Source organism: Cellulomonas hominis, assembly GCF_005239125.1.
Lineage (GTDB): Bacteria > Actinomycetota > Actinomycetes > Actinomycetales > Cellulomonadaceae > Cellulomonas > Cellulomonas hominis_A.
The window spans coordinates 1-18,835 of record NZ_SZYE01000060.1 but is presented as its reverse complement, the minus strand read 5'-3'; the positions used below and the strand labels follow the sequence as shown (position 1 = coordinate 18,835).

Below are 18,835 nucleotides of genomic sequence, written 5' to 3'. Positions count from 1 at the left end.
GGTCGCCGCCGCCCCGGCCGGCGACCGCTGGTCGCCTGGCACCGGCACCCACGCCCCGGGCGGTCGCGGCACGGGCGCCTCGGCGCGCGTGGTCCGCACCGCACCGGCGGTGCCGACCGCCCGCGCGGCCACGAGCACCTGACCCGACCCGACCCGAGGAGACGCCCGTGCGCCACACCCGCGAGGCACCGATCGAGCTCGCCCTGGCCCGCCCGGTCCGGACCGTCGCCGACGCGCAGGGCATGCCCGGCGGCACCGCCTGGGAGCCGAAGTGGGACGGCATGCGGGTGCTGGCGCTCGCGGACGGTGCCGCGACCGCCCTGCGCTCCCGGCACGGCGAGGACCTGACCCTGGCGTTCCCCGAGGTGGTCGCCGCGGTCGCGGCCCACGTCCCCGCCGGCACCGTGCTGGACGGCGAGCTCGTGGTGCGGCAGGGCGGGCGGCTCGACTTCGGCGCGCTGCAGCACCGGCTCGCGACCCGGCGGACGGCCACGTACGCCGCGCGGCGCGCCCCCGCGGAGTACCTCGCGTTCGACCTGCTGCTGCGCGAGCACGTCGACCAGCGGGAGCGGCCGCTCCTGGAGCGGCGGCGGGCCCTCGCCGAGCTCGCGACGTCCTGGCCGGCCGCGCTGTCGCTGTCACCGCTCACCGGCGACGTCGACGTGGCGGCCGGCTGGTTCCGCGACCTCGCCGGCACCGGAGCGGACGGGCTCGTCGCCAAGGGCCTCGACCAGCCGTACCGCGGTGGCGCGCGCGACTGGCTCAAGGTCAAGCACCGCTCGGCGGTCGACCTCGTGGCGACGGCGGTGACCGGACCGGTCGACCAGCCCGACGCCCTGCTCCTCGCGCTGCCCGCCGGCGGGGAGCTCGTGCCCGTCGGCCGGTCGCGGTCGGTGGGCGCCGTCGCGGCGATCGGGCTCGCGCGGGTGCTGACGCCGGTGGTCGGCGGCAGTGCGTCGACCGACCCGGGACGCGCCGTCGCCACGGCGATCGCGCCGCTCGTCGTCGAGGTCTCGGCGGACCTGCGCTGGTCCCGCGGCGGCCTCGCCGGGCCGGCGCAGTTCCTGCGGGCGCGGCCCGAGCTGCACCCCGACGAGGTGGACCCGCAGCCCGCCGGGAGGCGCGGCACCTGACCGCGGCGGGCGCCGCTCACCCGTCCGAACGAAATCAGACGAAACACCACATACCCGGAGGAAAGCGGGCGTACAGTTCGCGCGTGCCCCGCACCCCGGAGGACTCCAGCGGCCTGGCCCTGGCGCGCCCCGTGACCGGCCTGGACGAGACGGTCGGGCTCCCCGGCGGGACCGCCTGGGAGCCCAAGTGGGACGGCATGCGGCTGCTCGCGCTCGCCGACGGTCCCGGCACCCTGCTGCGCTCGCGGCACGGCGCCGACCTGACCCTCGACTTCCCCGAGGTGACCGGGGCCGTCGCCGCCCGGGTGCCGCCCGGGACGGTGCTCGACGGCGAGCTCGTGGTCCGCCGCTCGGGCCGCGTCGACTTCGGGGCCCTCCAGCGCCGGGCCACCGCCGCCCGGCCCGATGCGTTCGCCGCGCAGCTCCCGGCCGAGTTCATCGTGTTCGACGTCATCCAGCGCGAGCACGTCGACCTGCGCCCGCAGCCCTTCATCGAGCGACGGATCGCCCTGGAGGAGCTCGCCGCCGGCTGGGCCGGGCCCCTGTCGACCTCCCCGCTGACCGGCGACGTCGACCTGGCCGCGCGCTGGTTCCGGGACCTCGCCGGCCTCGGCGTCGACGGCCTGGTGGCCAAGGGCCTCGACCAGCCGTACCGACCCGGCACCCGGGACTGGCGCAAGGTCAAGCACCGGTCGGTGGTGGACCTGGTCGCCACCGCCGTGACCGGGTCCGCCGTCCAGCCCGGGGCCCTGCTGCTCGCGCTGCCCGTCGACGGCGAGCTCGTCCCCGTCGGGCGGTCCGGGTCGGTCGGGCTCGCCGCGGGGCTCGCGCTCGGGCGGCAGATCACGCCACTCGGGCCCCCGGGCGGCGCGCCGTCCGCGATCGCGACCCGGATCGCACCCCTGGTCGTGGAGGTGTCCGCGGACGTGCCGTGGGCCGACGGGGCGCTGGCGCGGCCGGCGCAGTTCCTGCGGGCGCGGCCCGAGCTGCACCCGCTCGAGGTGGAGCCGGGCGCGGCCCTCGTCGCCTGCGGCTGAGCCCGCGGCCCGCCCGGGCCTGCCGAGCCGCCCCCGGGGTGGCCCGGGTGGGTCGCCCCGGGTCGGCGGTCACGCCCGGCCGGCGGTGACGGCCGCAGGCCCGACCGTCGGCGCCGGCCGGGCGGCGGTCACGGGCGGGCGCACGCGGGGCAGTGCAGCACCCGGCGGTCGGGACCGGGGGTCGGGGCGCCGACGGCGTTCGTGCGCATCCCGGACACGGTGTGCTGCCGGACGTGGTCGGCGCACACCCCGGCCCCGCAGGCCTGGCAGGTCCCGACGGCGGGCACCTGCCGGCCGGTCCGCGCGTCCTCGAAGCAGTGCATGGGTTCTCCTCGTGCTCGTAACTGGAATGACTCCAGAATAAGGAGAGCGCGTGGCGCGGGCCGGGTCGTCCTCATCGTGGGACGGGACCTCCCGGACCAGGGGCGACGTCCGCCCCGTGGCCGTCAGCCGGCGTCGGGCAGCGCCCGGGACCGCCGCTCGGCGGCCACCAGCCCCAGCACGACGGCGGCGCCGAGGGCGAACGCCACCGCCGCGAGCCCCGCCTGGTCCCCCGGGGCGAGCAGCGTCCGGTCGTCCTCCTGCCACGGCCACAGCGCCCGCAGCGCCCCGGCCATCACGCCCGACAGCAGCACGAGCGCGGGGCGCCGCCGGTGCTCGAGCAGCCACTGCAGAGCCTTCACGAAGCAGCCCAGCCCGAGCACCATCCCGGCGAGGAACACCGCGACGTAGCCCCAGTCGCGGTCGTTCACCGCGGCGAGGGTCGGCTGGTACAGCCCGAACGTCAGCAGCAGGAACGACCCGGACGTCCCGGGCAGCGCCAGCGCGCACGCGGCGACCGCCGCCGCGACCAGCACGACCGGGTACGTCGGGGTGAGGTGCTGCGGCGGCAGCCCGACGAGCACGAACACGACCGCGGCCACGACGAGCGCCCGCGCGACCTCGCCGGCGGACCACCGGGCGCCCGCCATCCGCACCGGCACCACCAGGGCCGCCGCCGTCATGCCGAGGAACAGCCCGTACAGCGGGACCGGGTGCTCCTCCAGCACCGGCGCGAGGAACCGCACCGTCACCAGCAGCCCCGGCACGATGCCGATCAGCAGCGGCACGATCACCGACCACCGCACCCGCGCGAGCTCCGCCCGGGCGCGGGCACGGTCCGTCACCGCCAGCCGCGCGGCGGTCACCGCGTGGCCCGCGCCGGTCACCGCGGTCTCGTACACGCCGGTCACCAGCGCGACGGTGCCGCCGCTGATGCCGGGCAGGGCCTCGGCGCACCCCACGAGGACGCCGCGGGCGAGCGACCAGGGCGTGGGGGAGCGGGACGTGGTGGTGGCGGGGAGGTCGTCAGGCACGCACCGACGCTACGGGGACTGCGGGGGCGGACCGTCGACCGCCGGAGCACCTACGCAGCGCGGCACCCGGCGGGCAGGACCACCGGGGACCGGCCGCCGGGCCCGCGCCCCGCCGCGGAGGACGTCGGGCGGGGTGCGGGGGACGGGGGTGCGCGCCCGTCAGCGCGACGGTGCCGCGGGTGCCCCGTGCTCCCGAGCGATCTGGTGGTGGTCGGCGGGGGACGACCGCGTCACTCGGGGCCGAGCACCGGTCCCGCCGCCGGCGCGGCCGCGCTGCCCTTGATCTCCACCAGGACCACCCGGGTCGGCGTCTCGCCGATGTTCTCGCCCGTGTGCTCCTGGGCGGGCAGCCAGACCACGGCGCCCGCCGGCAGCTCGACCTCCCGCTCCCCCTGGGACCCGCTGAGGCGCCGGCGGAAGGCGGACTGGGTGAGCATCACGCTGTCCGGGTGCACGTGCGGTGTCGTCCGGTCACCCGGCGCGTCCACGTACTGCAGGACGCGCACCAGCGCGTTCTCGAACACCACGCTGTAGTGGTCGGGGTTCGTCACGACCGGGTCGAGAGCCACCTCTCTCACTGTCCTCGGACCGGTGCCCCGCGTCCAGGGTCAGCGCCTCGCCAAATCCGCCCCCGGGTGCCGAGACGGTTGCTCACCCCCGGCCGCGCGGGTGCGACCTGCTGACCGGTGCGGTCACCGCGCATCGCGTCGACCGCCGGCCCGCGACGAGGACCCGTGTCCGGGCTCGCCCTGGCGCGCGTCCCCGGGAGCACGCCGTGGGAGGAGGAGCAGGGCGAGCGCGGCACCCGCGAGAACCACCCTGCCGGCCACGGACTGCGTGACGGCGAACGCGACGGCAACGGGTCCGGTCAGCGCGAGACGGGGCGTCCCGACGACGGCCTCCTGGTCGACCGGCCGCGGATCGCGGGTCGGGTTCCCGTCGCCCTGGAGCCACGCCTCGCCGCCGAGCAGCGGTTCGACGACCCGGTGGACGTACATCGCCCCCTGTCGGCCGGCACCCGGCTCACGGGCCACGACGACCACCTCGCCGGCGCTCGCGAGCTCCTCGCCGCTCGGTCCGCGCACGACCAGGACGTCCCCGACGTCGTAGGTGGGGACCATCGAGCGACCCTGGACGGTCATGAAGAAGTCCCCGGTCAGCGAGAGCCACACCCACGGCGCGGCGAGCACCACCAGCAGCACCACCGCCGCCGCGCTGAGCGCGGCCCGCGTCACGCCCGCTCGGCGATCGGGCCGGGTCCGCGCGCCCGGCCCCCGGCCCTCCTCGCGGCGGCTCACGGCGCGCGCTCCTCGGGCTGCCGCGACGTCATCAGCTCCTGGCGCGTCGTCACGCCCAGCTTGCCGAGCGCCCGGCTCATGTGGTTCTCGACCGTGCGGACGCTGAGGTGGAGCCGCGCGGCGATCGTGCGGTTGCTCATGCCCCGGCCGGCCATGGTGGTGATCTCCCGCTCCCGGGTCGTCAGCGACCCCCAGTCGGGGCCGCGCCGCACGACGCGCTCCGTCGCCGCCTGGTTCGGGCGCCGCGCACCCACCAGCTTCTCCGCCGCACGCACGAGCATCGGCGCGACGAGCCGGTGCACCGCGGGGAGCAGCGCGGTGACGGCCTCCTTGTCCTGCTCCGCCGTGGCCAGCAGCAACCGGACGTACGGCTCGACCCCGGGCACGTCCGCTCGCGCGAGCGCGGCACGTACGGCGGGGACCCGCCCCGCGTCGAGGGTGGCGGGCCCGATCGCCCAGATGAGCAGCGCGGGCTGGAGCAGGCCCCGGTCCGCGAGGCTCAGGCCGACCTCCCAGGCCTTCTCGCCCGCGGCCGCACCGGCCCCGGTGGCGTCGGCGACCGCGACGTGGGCGAGGGCGCGCATCGAGCGCAGCGGCGCGTAGTAGTTGCCGGGGGTCGTGTCGAGCTCGCGCAGCAGCACCTGCGCCAGGTCGGTGTTGCCGGCGTGCGCCTGGAGCACCGCGCCGACCGTCAGCCCTCGCCGGTGGAAGGTGGTCTCGGCCGGGCCCGGGGCACCCAGCCGCAGCGAGGTCCCGAGGACCTGCCACGCCGCCTCGCTCTGCCCGGACAGGTACAGCGCCTCGGCGAGCACGCCCGCGTGCACCCGGATGCCCAGGGAGTCCAGCGACTCGCAGGCGGTCCGCAGCAGGCGGCGCGCCCAGGCCTCCGCCTCGGCCGGCCGGCCGGCCATCGCGAGGGCGATCCCGCGGACCCCGGCCAGGTAGTGCCGCACCTCGGGCTCGGCGTCGAGGTCCTCGTGCTGCTCGCACACCCGGACGGCGTGCGCGGGGTGTCCGGCTTCCAGCAGCCCCGCGGCGTGGAGCAGCACCGGGACCCCGTGCAGCATGCGGAACAGGCCGTCCGGCGCCGTGGCCGTCGCGATCTCGGCCACCGGTCGACCCCGCTGGATCTCGCGCACGACCTGCGTCTTGAGACCCTGCAGCTCGCGCAGGACGGCGGGGTCGATGCCGCTCGCCGCGAACGCCCCCACGACGTCGGCCTTCGCCGCGCCGCGCCAGTTCAGCCAGCGGGCGTGGTGGTAGGCGAACGTGAGCCGCTCGTCGTGGTCGTCCCGGTCGGTCGCCTGCGTGGTGGTGAACACCGCCTGCAGCGCCTCGGTCGCCGGCCGCCGCATCAGCAGCGCGAGGTACGCGTTGGCGGTGCGCACGGAGGGCGCCTGCAACCAGGTCGCGCGCGTCGCCAGCTCCTCGGCCAGCACGTGCTCGTAGATCAGGCCGGAGAGCTCGGCGGCCCAGCGGCCGTCGGCGTCCTGGACCTCGGAGCAGGTGAACCGCTGCGCGACCCCCGGGCCGAGATCCGGCCCGCCCGTGTCCCCGCTCCGTCCGAGCACGGTGCCGAGGCGCTCCGTCACCTGCCGTCGACGGTGCGGACGGGCGCGCTCCCGCAGTGCCCGCGCGAGCACCGGCGGCGCGACACCGACCAGCCGCCCCGGCTGCCCGCTCTCGTGGCGGACGACCCGGCCCGACTCCATCAGCTCGTCGAGCAGATCCGGGTCCACGACGTGGTCGACGACCTCTGCCGAGACCGGTCCCGTGGTCGCCAGGGTCTCCAGCGCGTGGACGAGCTCGGTGCGCATGCCGGCGAGGAACACGTACGCGACGGCGTCGACGGGGACCCGGTCCAGGGTTCCGCGATCCGCCCAGACGTCGTCCACCCGCTGCAGCGCACCGCCCGCGAGGGCGGCGTCCGTCAGCGCGAGCACCGCGCGCGGGTTCCCTCCCGTCCGTGCGACGACCGCCGCGGTCAGGCCGGCGTCCGCGGGTGCGCCCAGCACCGACCCGAGCAGGTCCGCGACACCGCGGAAGTCCAGGGGCGGGACGCGGACCTCCGCGGGCGCCCGCTCGAGGAGCAGGCCGCCCATCCCCGCCGTCGGGTCGCGCAGGGGGTCCCGCGTCGTCGTGGTGATGAGCACGCACGACGTCCGCGCCAGCGCCCGGGCCACCACCGAGAGACTCGACGTGTCGACCCGGTCCGCGTCGTCGAGGAGCAGGACGCTGCGGCGGGGCCCCTCGAGCTCCGCGACGAGCCACTCGGTGAGCTCGGCCTCGTCCGGGGTGCCGAGCGGCGCCGAGGGGTGGTTCAGCAGGGTGGACAGCGGTGTCGCCCCGCGGGCGCGCAGCAGCAGCGCCTGGGCCCCGCGCTGCGACAGGTCCGCGAGCAGCGTCTCGAGCACCGTGGACTTCCCTGCACCGCGGTCGCCACGCACGACCACGTCGCGTCCGACCGACAGCCAGCGCTCGACCGCCCCCACTGGCTCCGTGAAACCTCCGGACTCCATCCCCGCCCTCCGTCCTCCGAGCAGGCGTCATCGACGCCGCCCTCGACCGCGTTCCTCGCGGGCAGCGTCTCATCGCCGAGGGAACCGACACACCGGGCGGCGTGCGACAGTCGCGCGCAGCGGTGCAGGTCAAGCGGTCCGGCGGCGGTCACCCGGCCTCCCACCCGCGGTCGCCGGCACCGCCGCTGCCCGCGCGCCCGGCCGGGTGGTCGCGGCGGTCCCGGGTCCGGGTCCCGCGCAGCAGCGACCCCGCGAGGACGCCCGCAGCGCCGAGCAGCCCCAGCAGCCGGAGGTCCGCTCCGGTCATCGCCAGCGGCCCGTGGCCCGCCACCGGTCGGGCCGGGGGCGTGGCCGCGGTGTCGTCGGACAGGTAGTCGACCGTGAAGGTGGCGGTCACGGCGAGCGACCGACCCGGTGCCAGGTCCAGAGCACCGGGATCGGGCAGGCGGACGCGCACCGGCACCCGCGCCGGCTCTCCGGCCGCCACCGTCGTGGGCCGGCCCAGCGCCTGCGAGAGGCTCACGGGCTCCGCGAGCGTCCCCGCGTCGTGCCAGGCGACGACTCTCCCGGTTCCGTCCAGCGTGCCGTACTGCACCACGAGGGCCTCCGCGAAGGCCGGGTCGGGTACCGGCTCGTCCGCCGCGAGGGACCCGTCGAACGGGGTCGGCGAGGCCGCGGACGTCGAGACGCCCCACTCGCCCACCGCGGCATCGCCCGGGACGGCGAGGTCGAAGGTGTGCACGAGCGGTGTCCCGCTCACCGTCACGAGCGGCTCGCCGCCCGTCGTCCGGGCCGTCGCCGAACTCGGCACCGCGACGAGGGCGAGGCCGACCGCCACCGCGACCGGCCACCGGGCGACCGGGGTACGGGACCACCGTCCCGACGCGCGCGGCGCCGTGCCGAGCTCGTCCACGTCGTCCTCCTTCTGCCCTCTCGGGCGCATTCCCGGTCCCCGCACGGCGGTCATCGGGCCCCCGGCAGGGCGTCCACCAGGACCGCCTGCGGCGTGATGGAGAGCTGCGCCCGCCGGACCTGTCGCACGGACACCGTCGCGGGCTCCGACGCGTCGCTGCCCCAGGCGTTGCGCACCACGGCCCGGTACTGCCGCCCGTCGTGGGCGAGGTCGTCGAGGGTCACCTCGACCGCCCAGTGCGGCTGGTCCGCGTCGGTGCCGCCGTCCCAGGGCTGCCACGCGCCGTCCGGGCCGGTGCGCCACTGCCAGTCCACGGTGAAGGGTTCGGTGCCCTCGGCCGCGACCCGCAGGGGCACGGGCTCGCCCAGGAACACCGCCGCGTCCGTGGGGTGCTCGGTGACCCGCGGCGCGGTTCCGGGGACCGTGACCGTGACCGCGCCCCGGGCCCGGAGGACACCGCCCTGGACGACGCGGAACTCGCCGCCGTCCAGGACAGTTCCGGGGGCCACGTCGGGGTCGACCTGCAGGGTGAACGTGGCCAAGCGGAGCCCGCCGCCCCAGGGGAAGTCGTCAGTCTCGGGGTCTCGGGTCGTCATCGTGCGCCCGTCCGGGCTGATCGTGAACTGGAGACTCTCGGTGATGCCCGAGACATGGTGAATCCTCCACCCGTTGATGCGGGTGCCGGGCGGCGCGGTGAGGTGCAGGGCACCGTCTCGCGAGCGGGGCATGTCGGAGACCGATAGGTCGACACGCACTCCGAGCGGCGCCTCGAGGCTCGTCTCGGGCCACCAGATGCCGACCCGCAGGGTCGCGACCTCCGAGAACACCGACCCGGCCTCGTTGGTGAACCGCACCCGGTACTGCCAGCCGTCCATCTCCTCGTGCACCGAGTCGATCACCAGGGGGATCGACCCGGCACCGTTCGGCCCGATCCCGTCGGGGACGTCGTCGAAGGTCCGCCCGCCGTCCGTCGAGAACTGCCACTGCACCGACGTCGGCGCGTCCGTACCGCCGTACGCCGCCGAGAAGGACGCGCTCTCCCCCTCCATCACGGTGACGTCGGCGGGAGCCTCGGTGACGACGGGGGGAACCATCTCGACGGTGACCTCGGCCGCGTCGCTGTAGGCGAGATGCTGCCCGTCGAACGTGATCGCGAACCGCATCAGCAGCCCGTCGTCGCTCGACCAGAACTGCTGCGACCACCGCGGCGTGAAGTACAGCCCGGACGCCTGCTGCTCCGCCGTCGAGGTCCAGGCGCCCCACGCCACCTCCTGCCAGGTCCGGCCCCCGTCGCGCGAGATCTCCGTGGTGCGCCCTCCCCGGCCAATCGGGGAGACGGTGTACGCCGCGGTGAGCTCGGCCGTGTCACCCTCGCGGACGACGACGTCCTGCGGCTGCTCGATGAACTGCGCGCTCGCCGGCAGCACGGTCAGCCGGGCGGGCTCGGACACCCGGTCCTCGTGTGGGGTGTAGATCTCGTTCATGACGCGGGCCCGGTACAGGAAGCCGTCCATCTCCGCGATGGCGGCTCCGAGCCTCAGGGTCTGCGTCGACCCGGAGTGCCACAACGCCGGCCGGGTCTCCGAGATCCACGTGCCCCCGCCGTCGGTGGACCGTTCCCAGTACCCGATCCAGGTCGCGGTGTCCGTCGTCTCGAACACCGAGGTGAACTCGACCTCGTAGCCCGGCGCGAGGGACTGGTCTTGGGGGTGCAGCGTGAAGGCCCAGCTGTTGCGCGCGAGCGCCGCCGTGCCGGGGGCCTCGTCGGGAGTCTCGGCGGGGGCCCTCACGGCGGGAGTGGCGTCCCCGGGCGCCAGGGGAGCGGCCGGCACGGCCGCTGCTCCCGAGGTGAAGGACGTCAGGAGCATGACCGCGGTCAGGAGGGGAGCGGCAACGCGCCACGGGCTGCGTACGGCCATCGTGCTCGTCCTCTCGTCGGGGCTGTCTCGGGTGTCGAGCCAGGTCGCGTGGGTGTGCCAGGGAGTCGCTCGTCCGCGGCGGGGGCGGGCGGCGGTGGCGGTCGCGAGCCCTGGCCCGCGACCGCCACAGCGAGGTGGCGCGTGCTCAGGTCACGCGCGGTTGATCGGGTCCAGGTAGGACACGGTGAAGTCGGCGGCGACCCGGATCATCTCGCCGATCAGGTCGTCGTCATTCGAGGCGATGACGCCCGGGTCCTCCAGGACGACCCGGACCTCGATCGGGATCTGGGTCTGCCCGTTGATCGTGTCGATGCCGGTGGCCTCCGCGAACGGCGTCGGGTCCGCGACCGTGCCGCCGTCGATCCACCCGACGACCTCTCCGTCCGGGTCCACCTCGCCGTACTGCACGAGCAGGGCGGCGGCGAGGGTCTCGTCGGAGCCCGAGACGGTCCGGAAGTGACCGTCGAACGTCGTCGCCGTCGGGCCGTGGTTCTCCAGCACCCAGGAGGCCCGGACCAGGTGGTTGAAGGTCGAGGAGTCGAACTCGTGGTCGATCGCCGCACCGGTGATGCGCACGAGCGCGCCCTCGGGGACGTCCTCCGTGTTCGGCACGGCGGCGCGGAACTCGTTGCCGGAGATCGTCGTGAAGAGGGTGGAGAGCGCGCCACCGCCGGCCACCGCGGCGGCGAGCAGGCCGACACCGAGGACGACCCAGAGCTTCTTCTTGCGACGGTCCCGGTCGGAGGTGCTGGTGGTGGGTTTCATGGTCGTCAGAGTCCTTTCGGGGCGATGCGGGTCCCGCCGCCGGAGGGCGGGTTGCAGCAGATGGCGGGGTGCGGCCGGCCAGGTGGACCGGGCTCTGTCGGGAGTCCTGAGCATGCCGAGCACGCCGAGCACCTAGACGGCTCGCCGGATGCGCCCACCACGCGGTCGACCGGTGCGAACGGCACCTGGCCAGGGACCTAGGTCCTGGAGCCGCGTCTGAGTGTCGCGGTGCCGAATGGGGTGGCAGACACGGTCGGTCTGGGTGGGTGTGAGTACGCCGATCACTCAACGCGGCGCGGCCAGACGATCTGGGACAGGGGCTCCGCGCTGTGCGCCCGGAGGGACTCGAAACCGGACCTACGCGCGTTCCGTCGCAGGCTCGAGGACCAGATCGCCCTCGGCCGTGTTGCCAGCGCCGACGCCACCCGCGAGCTCCGGACCGCGGTCGCCTGTGCCGAACCCGCAGGCCAGTGCCGGCGGATGCCCGAGAGCAGCACCGGCCGGCGCCAGCGGTCACCGCTACTCGGTGAGCTGGTCGACCTGCGCGGCGCTGAGCTCGGAGAACGGCGCCACATCGGGCGCCACCGCGGCGAAGGCGTCGCCTCCCGTCGAGCGGAAGGTGCCCGCGGCACCTCCGAGGATCGCGTAGGCGCCGTCGAAGCTGTCGGTGGCGAACAGCAGGTAGCGCTCGCCCTTGGCGAGCATGAACCCGCCCCCGAGCACATAGTCGACGCCGTCGATCGTGCCGCCGGTCTGGACGACGAGGATCTCCTGGTCCGGAGTGACGGTGCCCTGGTGCACGACGTCTGCTCGGAAGGTGACAGCCGTAGCGGGCACCCCGTCGGCCTCCCCGAGCGCCGCCTTCCTCTCGGCCTCGGAGAGCCCGAGAAGCGGGTTCTCCTCCGGGGTGTCGCCCTCGAAGCGCGGTGTCAGGACGGTCGGCTCGGTCGCCAGCACTTCGCCCTCGACGATCAGCGTCGCCTCCTCGACGAGAGTCGCCTGGTCGTAGACCGGGTAGTCGGCCTGCAGCTGGACCGTCGAGCCGGCCGTCGGTTCACCAGGGGACGTGGCACACGCGCTCAGCATGAGCGCTGCGGCGCCGGCCAGCACTGGGAGCTTCCGAATCTTCGTGTTCATCGCTCCGCTCCCCTCAGTAGTAGCCGTTGGACTCGTCGACCTCGGCCGTGGTCGGGCTGATCACAAAGTTGCGGATTCTGCTATCGCTCATCAGCCGGGTGGGCAGGTCGGTGTGGTCCCCGAGGCGCAGCGCGTGTCCGAGCTCGTGAGCGGTCGTGCTCCTGACCACGTTGGCGAACGTGTAGCCGTCCGCGTTGACGTGGCTGTTGAAGTTCGCGCTGTCCAGACGGATCCGGTACTGCGAGTGCGGGGCCGGGGGACCGGGCCGCTGCGCCGGTGTCAGCGACCACCGGGCGACGGCGCGCCGACGACTCTACGCGGGCGGTCGTGGGCCGAGGCGCTACATAGCGTCTCGTGAATTAGGTGCCTCAACTGGGTGTGCCGCCCCGCCCCAGCGATAGCCCTCGACCAGGCACGTCCTTGGGCTCAAGGTGAGGCAAGCCCCGACGGGCGCGCGACCGCTGGACGCTAGATGGAGCGGTCCTCCGGGCATTCGCCGAGACAGCCACGGTCGTTGGTCGCCTCGGAGGGGCCCGGGTGTCGCCGGTCGCACGTCCTCCGTAGAACCACCGAGGTCCGGTTCGACCGGGCTCGCGCCCAATAGCAGAGGTCACGGAGACAAGTGGCTGCTCCGACCACAGGGTTGTTCACATCAAGAACAGCCACCCGCCCTCGCGGTCGGGCCCTAACGTGCGACTTGTCACAAGGGCGTGACGGGTGCCGAGCGCTCCGCACCGACTCGTAGAGCAAGAGGGTTCCGTGAGGACACGTTTCGCAACCACGACTACTGCCACGCTGATTGCTGCGGTTTACATCCGCATGGTGACGCCTACGATTCTTGGCATCGCTGCCGGACAGTACAAGGACAGCCGATGCCGATGACGACGCCCGCCGCCGAGCAGCCGAGAACTCTCGACACATTGCGCGCAAGCCTCACGCCCTGGCCCCACGCGGTCGTGTACGTCGGACTCTTCCTCGCCGGGATCGGCCTGTGGGTTCTCGGGACCCGCGGACCCGAGTCGCTCCAGTGGGCGAAGAACTTTGCCTGGGTGGCTTTTGCTGCGGATGTCGCGATCATCCTCTACTGGCAGCGCCAGGCAGCTCGCGCGGCGAGTTCGAGCAAGGGGTAGCCCCCGGGAGTGGGCCGCAACGAGGACTCCTCGCGGCGGCCCACTCCTGCGCCGCGGCATCCTGGGCATGCAAGAACCCCCGCCCAGGGCGACCCGGACGGGGGTTGTGCGCTGTGCGCCCGGAGGGACTCGAACCCCCAACCTTCTGATCCGTAGTCAGATGCTCTATCCATTGAGCTACGGGCGCATCGGCCCCGGAGGGCCGAAGAAGAGAGTACAGGTCGTGGGCGCTCGGCCCAAACCGGCCCGGCGTGCGCCCCGCCACACCCGTGCGGCGTGGCCCCTGCGGCGCAACTCGCCCCGTCTGCGCGCGAGCCGCGCGCGTCGCCCGCCCAGATCGGCGGCTCGCGCCGAGATCGGCGGCCCGGACCGCCGATCTCGAGCGGAACCACCGATCTCGGCGCATGCGGGCGGTCGACGCCCGGGGCTCAGGACGGGAGGTCGCCGCGGCGACGCAGGTCGCCGTCGGCCGACAGCTCGACCACCGTGTCGATCCCGACCCGTCCGAGGAACGCGTGGTCGTGGCTGACCACCAGCAGCGCACCGCGGTAGGCGTCGAGCGCCTCCGCGAGCTGCGCGACGCTCGCCAGGTCGAGGTTGTTCGTCGGCTCGTCGAGGACCAGCAGCTGCGCGGGCGGGTCCGCGAGCAGCAGCCGTGCGAGCGCGACCCGGAACCGCTCGCCGCCGGACAGCGTCCGCACCGGCCGGTCGACCGCGTCCCCGCGGAGCAGCAGCCGGGCGAGCTGGTTGCGCAGCGTCCCCGCCGGTGTCCCGGGCGCGACGGCCTGCACCGCCGCGAGCGCGCCGGCCTCCTCGTCCAGGCCGTCGAGGCGCTGCGGCAGGTACCCGACCGCGTCCGTCAGCAGGCGGCCGTGCGGGCGGCCGGGTACCGGCGCGGTCCCGCGGACCAGGTGCTCCAGCAGGGTGGTCTTGCCGGTGCCGTTCGCCCCGACGAGGGCCACGCGCTCGGGGCCCTGCACGACGACCGTCCCCCCGGTGCCGGTGAGCTCGGCGATCCGCCGCCCGCGCGGCACCCCGGGGTCCGGCAGGACCAGGTGGATGTGCTCGTCGTCCCGTACCCGGGAGTCGGCGGCGTCCACCGCGGTCTGGGCCGCGCGGACCCGGTCGTCGAGCGTCGACCGCAGCGACCCGGCCGAGGCCTGGGCGCGGCTGGCCCGGTTGCCCGCGAGGATCTTCGGGATGCCGCCGTCCCGCTGGGTCGCCCGGGCGGTCCGTGCCCGGCGGGCGAGCGTCGTCTCCGCCTCCGCGCGCTGGCGCTTCTCCGACCGGAGCGCCTGCTGGGCTGAGCGCGCCGCCTGCTCGGCGGCGGCCTGCTCCGCCGCCCGGTGCTCCTGCCAGGCGCTGTAGGTCCCGCCGAACGTCTCGAGGACGCCGTCGTGCAGCTCGGCGATGCGGTCCATGTGCTCCAGCAGCTCCAGGTCGTGGCTGACCACCACGAGCGTCCCGGGCCACTGGTCGACGAGCTCGGCGAGCCGGGCCCGGGTCGGCCGGTCGAGGTTGTTGGTGGGCTCGTCGAGCAGCGTGACGGGGGTGCGGCGCAGGCGCAGACCCGTCACGGCGATCAGCATGGCCTCCCCGCCGGACACCTCGGCGACGCGGCGCGGCAGGTCGGCCGCGGTGAACCCGATGCGGTGCAGCGCCTCGTCCGCGCGGGCCTCGATGTCCCAGTCGTCGCCGACGGCGTCGAAGTGCCGCTGGTCGACGTCGCCGGACTCGATGGCGCGCAGCGCCGCCAGGGTGCGGTCGACGCCCAGCAGGGCCGCGACGGTGGTGTCCCGCGCGAGCGTGAGGGTCTGCGGGAGGTAGCCGACCTCGCCCGCGACCTCGACGGCACCGGAGGTGGGCGCGAGCAGGCCGGCGACGAGCCGGAGCAGCGTGGACTTGCCCGTGCCGTTGCGGCCGACCAGCCCGGTGCGACCGGTGGTGAACGTGCCGTCGACGCGGTCGAGGGCGGTCGTGCCGTCGGGCCACACGAGGGTGACGGCCCGCAGGGTGACGGAGGGGGACGGGGACATGGGCGTGCTCTTCTCCCTCCCCGGCCCGTGGGCGGGGGAGCGCTGGTCGGCGTGGGCGGCCGGCCCGGGCGCCGGCCGCGGCGGCGACGCGGGGGCGCACGGGGGAGTGCGGCGCGTGCGGGAGCGGGCGACGGGGCGGGCGCGCACCGGGGTCGGTGCGGCGCCGGACGTGCGGGGGACTCGTCGCTGCGCGGTCGACGCCCGGGGCGGGCGGACCGGCGCTGCGCGTCGGACGACGGGGCGAGCCACCGGCGGTCCGGTGGCTAGGCTCTGTCGACCTCGATCGTCTCCACGGGACGACCGTAGCAGCGGACCGCGGCGCGTCCCAGCGGTTTTCCCGCCGCCCGGGTGCCGGCGGCGACGCCCGGACGGCACGAGCCCCCGCCCCGCGACGACCGCGGGACGGGGGCTCGCCGACCGGCGCGGTCAGACGGCCGCGGGCTCGCGCGGCGCGCCGGTCCCGACCACCGGGGCCTCGGCCCGCTCCTCCGCGACGACCCGCTGGTACGCCGCCAGCTCCGGGTACAGCTCGGTCCCGGTGAGCGGGTTGCGGCGCGTGGTGACGACGCGGTGCAGCTGGTAGACCGCCAGCGCCACGTTCGCGGCGAGGGACAGCGCGCTGACGGTGAGCAGCGCGGCGGGGTCGTGCGACGACTCGACGGCGAACGGCGAGGAGGACACGAACGTCGGCACGGCCATCGTGAACATCATCCACAGGGCCAGGGTGTGCGCCCGGTGCTGCAGCCACGCCCCGCGCTTGAAGACGAAGGCCGGGATGGTGCAGGAGATCAGCAGGGCGGCACCGGCGTAGAACGCGTGGTCGCCGACGCAGTTGTAGACGTAGGCGAAGTTCCACAGGTCGTACGCGATGATCCAGAACCACAGCATGTCGGGCCAGAGCATGTCGCGGCTCCGCGAGCGGCTGATCGTGATCCCGGCCCACCCGCAGATGGTGACGAGGTTGAGGATGCCGGCGACGCCGTTCATCACGTTCCACGGGCCGGGCACCATGTAGACGCCGTCGACGACGCCCTCGGACATCCCGGCGACCTGGAAGTCGCGGAGCACGGCCTCGGCGATGTTGATCGCGAGGATCGCGGCGGGGAACGCCAGCGCCCAGCGCTTGGCGGCGAGCCTCGGGTGGTAGCGCAGCGCCATGAAGCCGAGGCAGCCGGCGAGCGCGGAGTAGACCTTCACCCAGTGGAACCAGGTGCCGGTGCTGGACCCGGCCCCGGCGGTGTGCGGCCAGACGAAGATCGTGAGCACGATCGGCAGGGCCACGAAGAACGCGATGCCGGCGGCGCGCCAGCGCCGGGTCACCTCGTTGAGCCCGATGAGCGCCGCGAGCACGACGCACCACATCACCGCGGAGTACCACGGGATCGACTCGAACAGGAACACGCTCCGAACCTCCTCGCAGGGTGGTGCCGGCGCGTGGCGCGTCGGCGGGGTGGGGCCGGCCGTGGGTCAGGCCGGCGGGGTGGGACCGGCCGTGGGTCAGGCCGGCGGGGTGGGTGCCGCCTGCTCCGGCGGCGGGAGGGTGCGCCCGACCATGTCGAGGCGCAGGGTCTGCCGGACCAGCGCGGCCAGCACGGCGTCGGGCACCTCCGGCTCGGTCCGGACCAGCCCGACGAGCCCGTGCACCAGCACGACGAACGTCGCGCGCACGTGCTCGATGGCCAGGCCGTGGCGGGCGGAGTACGCCTCGACGGTGGTGACCTGCAGGGTGTCCACGACCGCCGCGACGGCGGCGTCCACGAAGCGCTGGTAGAGCGCGGCGTTCTCGGGCCGGCGCAGGTCGGCGCGCACGGGGTCGACCGGGGTGGTCTCCGCCCGGAACAGGGCGATCACGTCCCGCAGCGCGCCCTCGACGTCGCCGACGGTCCGGGTGTCGTCCCACGCGCGGACCGAGGCGACGAACGCCTCGACGCGGCGGGCGAGGACCGCGTCGAGCAGGTCCTCGGTCGTGGGGAAGTAGTGGTACACGAGCCCGCGCGTGACGCCCGCGACCCGGGCGACGTCGCTCACCGTGGTCCGGCTCAGGCCGCGCTCCGCGTACGCGCGCTCGGCCGCGTCGAGCAGCTCCGCACGCCGTCGCTCGGGGTCGAGGACGGTGCGGGGCGAGCGCTCGGCGGTGGACACGCCTCGAACCTACGACTCATTGACACATCGCCAATGGGACGATCGTCCCTGCTCGGCGGGGGCCCGGACCCCCGCCGCCCGCGACGCTCGGGCGGCCCGCGCCGCCCGGCGCCGCCCGGCCGTGCGCGGCCGTCCGAGCACGGCGAGCGACCGCCGCAGCGCGCCCGGCCGCGCGGCCAGGGCGTCCGGTGCCCCGGGCTCGGTGCGAGCGCACGCGAGGACCACGCCGAGCGCGAGCATCGTGGCGACCAGCGCGGACCCGCCCGCCGAGACGAGGGGCAGCGGCACGCCGATGACCGGCGCCAGGCCGATCACGGTCCCGATGTTGATCAGCGCCTGGGACACCACCCAGCCCAGGACGCCGCCGACGACGATGCGGGCGAACGGGTCCGGGTGCCGCCCGATCACACGGAGCATGCCGAGCGCCAGCACCCCCAGCAGGCCCAGCACCAGGAGCGTCCCGGCCAGCCCGAGCTCCTCGCCGATGATCGCGAAGATGAAGTCGTTGTGGGCCTCGGGCAGGTAGGACCACTTCTGCCGCGACTGCCCGAGACCGGTCCCGAGCCAGCCGCCCGAGGCGAGGGCGCGGAGTCCCTGCGTGGTCTGGTAGCAGCTGCCCAGCGGGTCGCAGTCGCCGCCCAGCCAGTCGCTGATTCGCTGCACCCGCCGGGGCGCGGACGCGGCGATCGCCACGAAGGCCAGCGCGGCCGCGGCGCCCGCCACCGCGAACAGCCGCAGCGGCGCCCCGGCCACGAACAGCGCCCCGGCCACGAGCGTCGCCATGACCAGGGAGGTGCCGACGTCGTGCCCCGCGAGGGTCGCCACGATCGCGACCACCGCGCCCGGCACGGCCGGGAACGCCGCGGTCCGCCAGTCGTGGACGCCCTCCTGCCGGGCCGCGAGCACGCGGGCGAGCCAGAGCACCAGGCCGAGCTTCACCACCTCGGCGGGCTGGCCGACGACCGGCCCGAGCGCGACCCAGCTGCGCCGCTCGCCCTGGCTCAGCCCCAGCGGCGTGAACACGAGCAGCTGCAGCACCAGCGCGCCGAGCAGCAGCGGCGCCGCCGCCCGGCGGTACACCCGCAGCGGCACCCGCGCGGCCACCAGCATGACCACGACCCCGAGCACCGCGAACCGGAGCTGCTCCGCCGCGAGCGCGTACGGCGAGCTCCCCCGGGCGATCGAGTCCACGGCGGACGCGGACAGCACCATCACCTGCCCGAACACCACCAGCGTCATCGTGGCCCCCAGCAGCAGCTGGTAGCCGGCGGCGCCGTCGGGGCGCGGCTGCTCGGGAGCGGGGGGCCGGTCCGTCGGCGAGCTCACCGAGCCACGCTAGGCACGGCGCGGGAGCGCTCAGCGGCACCTGAGTGGCGCCGGCCCGGCCGCTAGGTGGCGCCCGCCGGCCCCGCTGGCCCCGCCCGGCGCCCGCCGCCCCCGCCCGGCTCCGC

The 18,835-nt window shown here is 75.4% G+C and carries 17 protein-coding genes and 1 tRNA gene; 3 read left to right on the top strand and 15 right to left on the bottom strand.

Annotation, left to right across the window (positions count from 1 at the left end; genetic code table 11):
* Positions 1-167: 167 nt before the first annotated feature.
* Together FA014_RS09415 and FA014_RS19960 are read left to right on the top strand one after the other, a co-directional pair.
* Positions 168-1,133, top strand: a complete 966-nt coding sequence (locus FA014_RS09415) for an ATP-dependent DNA ligase (RefSeq protein WP_195969226.1) — start codon at positions 168-170, stop codon at positions 1,131-1,133.
* 83 nt (positions 1,134-1,216) lie between these two features.
* A complete protein-coding gene (locus tag FA014_RS19960) occupies positions 1,217-2,170 on the top strand; it encodes an ATP-dependent DNA ligase (protein ID WP_195969225.1) in 954 nt (317 codons plus the stop codon).
* A gap of 128 nt (positions 2,171-2,298) precedes the next feature.
* Here the strand turns inward: FA014_RS19960 and FA014_RS09405 are convergent, their stop codons facing one another.
* The 10 genes from FA014_RS09405 to FA014_RS09360 all read right to left on the bottom strand — a co-directional run bounded on the left by FA014_RS09405 (position 2,299) and on the right by FA014_RS09360 (position 12,245).
* Complete coding sequence (locus FA014_RS09405) at positions 2,299-2,493, bottom strand: DUF2180 family protein (protein WP_154729428.1); 195 nt, start codon at positions 2,491-2,493, stop codon at positions 2,299-2,301.
* 123 nt (positions 2,494-2,616) lie between these two features.
* Positions 2,617-3,525: a DUF368 domain-containing protein gene (locus FA014_RS09400; protein ID WP_154729427.1), complete on the bottom strand. Its 909-nt coding sequence runs from the start codon at positions 3,523-3,525 to the stop codon at positions 2,617-2,619.
* 230 nt (positions 3,526-3,755) lie between these two features.
* Positions 3,756-4,094 carry a cupin domain-containing protein gene (locus tag FA014_RS09395; RefSeq protein ID WP_154729426.1) on the bottom strand — a complete coding sequence of 113 codons (339 nt, stop codon included), beginning with the start codon at positions 4,092-4,094 and terminating at the stop codon, positions 3,756-3,758.
* 123 nt (positions 4,095-4,217) lie between these two features.
* Entirely contained in the window at positions 4,218-4,823 is a 606-nt protein-coding gene (locus FA014_RS09390; RefSeq protein ID WP_154729425.1) for a S24 family peptidase, read from the bottom strand.
* Positions 4,820-7,342, bottom strand: coding sequence for a helix-turn-helix transcriptional regulator (locus FA014_RS09385; RefSeq protein WP_154729424.1), 2,523 nt, complete (start codon positions 7,340-7,342; stop codon positions 4,820-4,822). Before FA014_RS09385 ends, FA014_RS09390 begins: the two co-directional genes overlap by 4 nt.
* A 148-nt stretch (positions 7,343-7,490) precedes the next feature.
* Entirely contained in the window at positions 7,491-8,255 is a 765-nt protein-coding gene (locus FA014_RS09380; protein WP_154729423.1) for a hypothetical protein, read from the bottom strand.
* A gap of 50 nt (positions 8,256-8,305) precedes the next feature.
* Positions 8,306-10,045 (bottom strand): immunoglobulin domain-containing protein, encoded by a 1,740-nt coding sequence (locus tag FA014_RS09375; protein ID WP_154729422.1) that lies wholly within the window; start codon positions 10,043-10,045, stop codon positions 8,306-8,308.
* 279 nt (positions 10,046-10,324) lie between these two features.
* A complete protein-coding gene (locus FA014_RS09370; protein WP_154729421.1) occupies positions 10,325-10,939 on the bottom strand; it encodes a hypothetical protein in 615 nt (204 codons plus the stop codon).
* Between the two features lie 519 nt (positions 10,940-11,458).
* Positions 11,459-12,076: a hypothetical protein gene (locus FA014_RS09365; protein ID WP_154729420.1), complete on the bottom strand. Its 618-nt coding sequence runs from the start codon at positions 12,074-12,076 to the stop codon at positions 11,459-11,461.
* Between the two features lie 13 nt (positions 12,077-12,089).
* Complete coding sequence (locus tag FA014_RS09360; RefSeq protein WP_154729419.1) at positions 12,090-12,245, bottom strand: hypothetical protein; 156 nt, start codon at positions 12,243-12,245, stop codon at positions 12,090-12,092.
* Between the two features lie 703 nt (positions 12,246-12,948).
* Here FA014_RS09360 and FA014_RS09355 point away from each other — a divergent pair.
* Complete coding sequence (locus FA014_RS09355; RefSeq protein ID WP_154729418.1) at positions 12,949-13,206, top strand: hypothetical protein; 258 nt, start codon at positions 12,949-12,951, stop codon at positions 13,204-13,206.
* Positions 13,207-13,320: 114 nt separating this feature from the next.
* Here the strand turns inward: FA014_RS09355 and FA014_RS09350 are convergent.
* The 5 genes from FA014_RS09350 to ftsW form a co-directional block, all read right to left on the bottom strand.
* Positions 13,321-13,393, bottom strand: a tRNA-Arg gene (locus FA014_RS09350).
* Positions 13,394-13,634: 241 nt separating this feature from the next.
* Positions 13,635-15,242 carry an ABC-F family ATP-binding cassette domain-containing protein gene (locus tag FA014_RS09345; RefSeq protein WP_154729417.1) on the bottom strand — a complete coding sequence of 536 codons (1,608 nt, stop codon included), beginning with the start codon at positions 15,240-15,242 and terminating at the stop codon, positions 13,635-13,637.
* Positions 15,243-15,668: 426 nt separating this feature from the next.
* Positions 15,669-16,643 (bottom strand): DUF5692 family protein, encoded by a 975-nt coding sequence (locus tag FA014_RS09340; protein WP_154729416.1) that lies wholly within the window; start codon positions 16,641-16,643, stop codon positions 15,669-15,671.
* Between the two features lie 96 nt (positions 16,644-16,739).
* Positions 16,740-17,384: a TetR/AcrR family transcriptional regulator gene (locus FA014_RS09335; protein ID WP_154729415.1), complete on the bottom strand. Its 645-nt coding sequence runs from the start codon at positions 17,382-17,384 to the stop codon at positions 16,740-16,742.
* A 9-nt stretch (positions 17,385-17,393) separates the two neighbouring features.
* On the bottom strand, positions 17,394-18,710 hold the full coding sequence (gene ftsW / locus FA014_RS09330) for a putative lipid II flippase FtsW (RefSeq protein ID WP_230323004.1): 1,317 nt from the start codon (positions 18,708-18,710) through the stop codon (positions 17,394-17,396).
* Between the last annotated feature and the right edge of the window lie 125 nt (positions 18,711-18,835).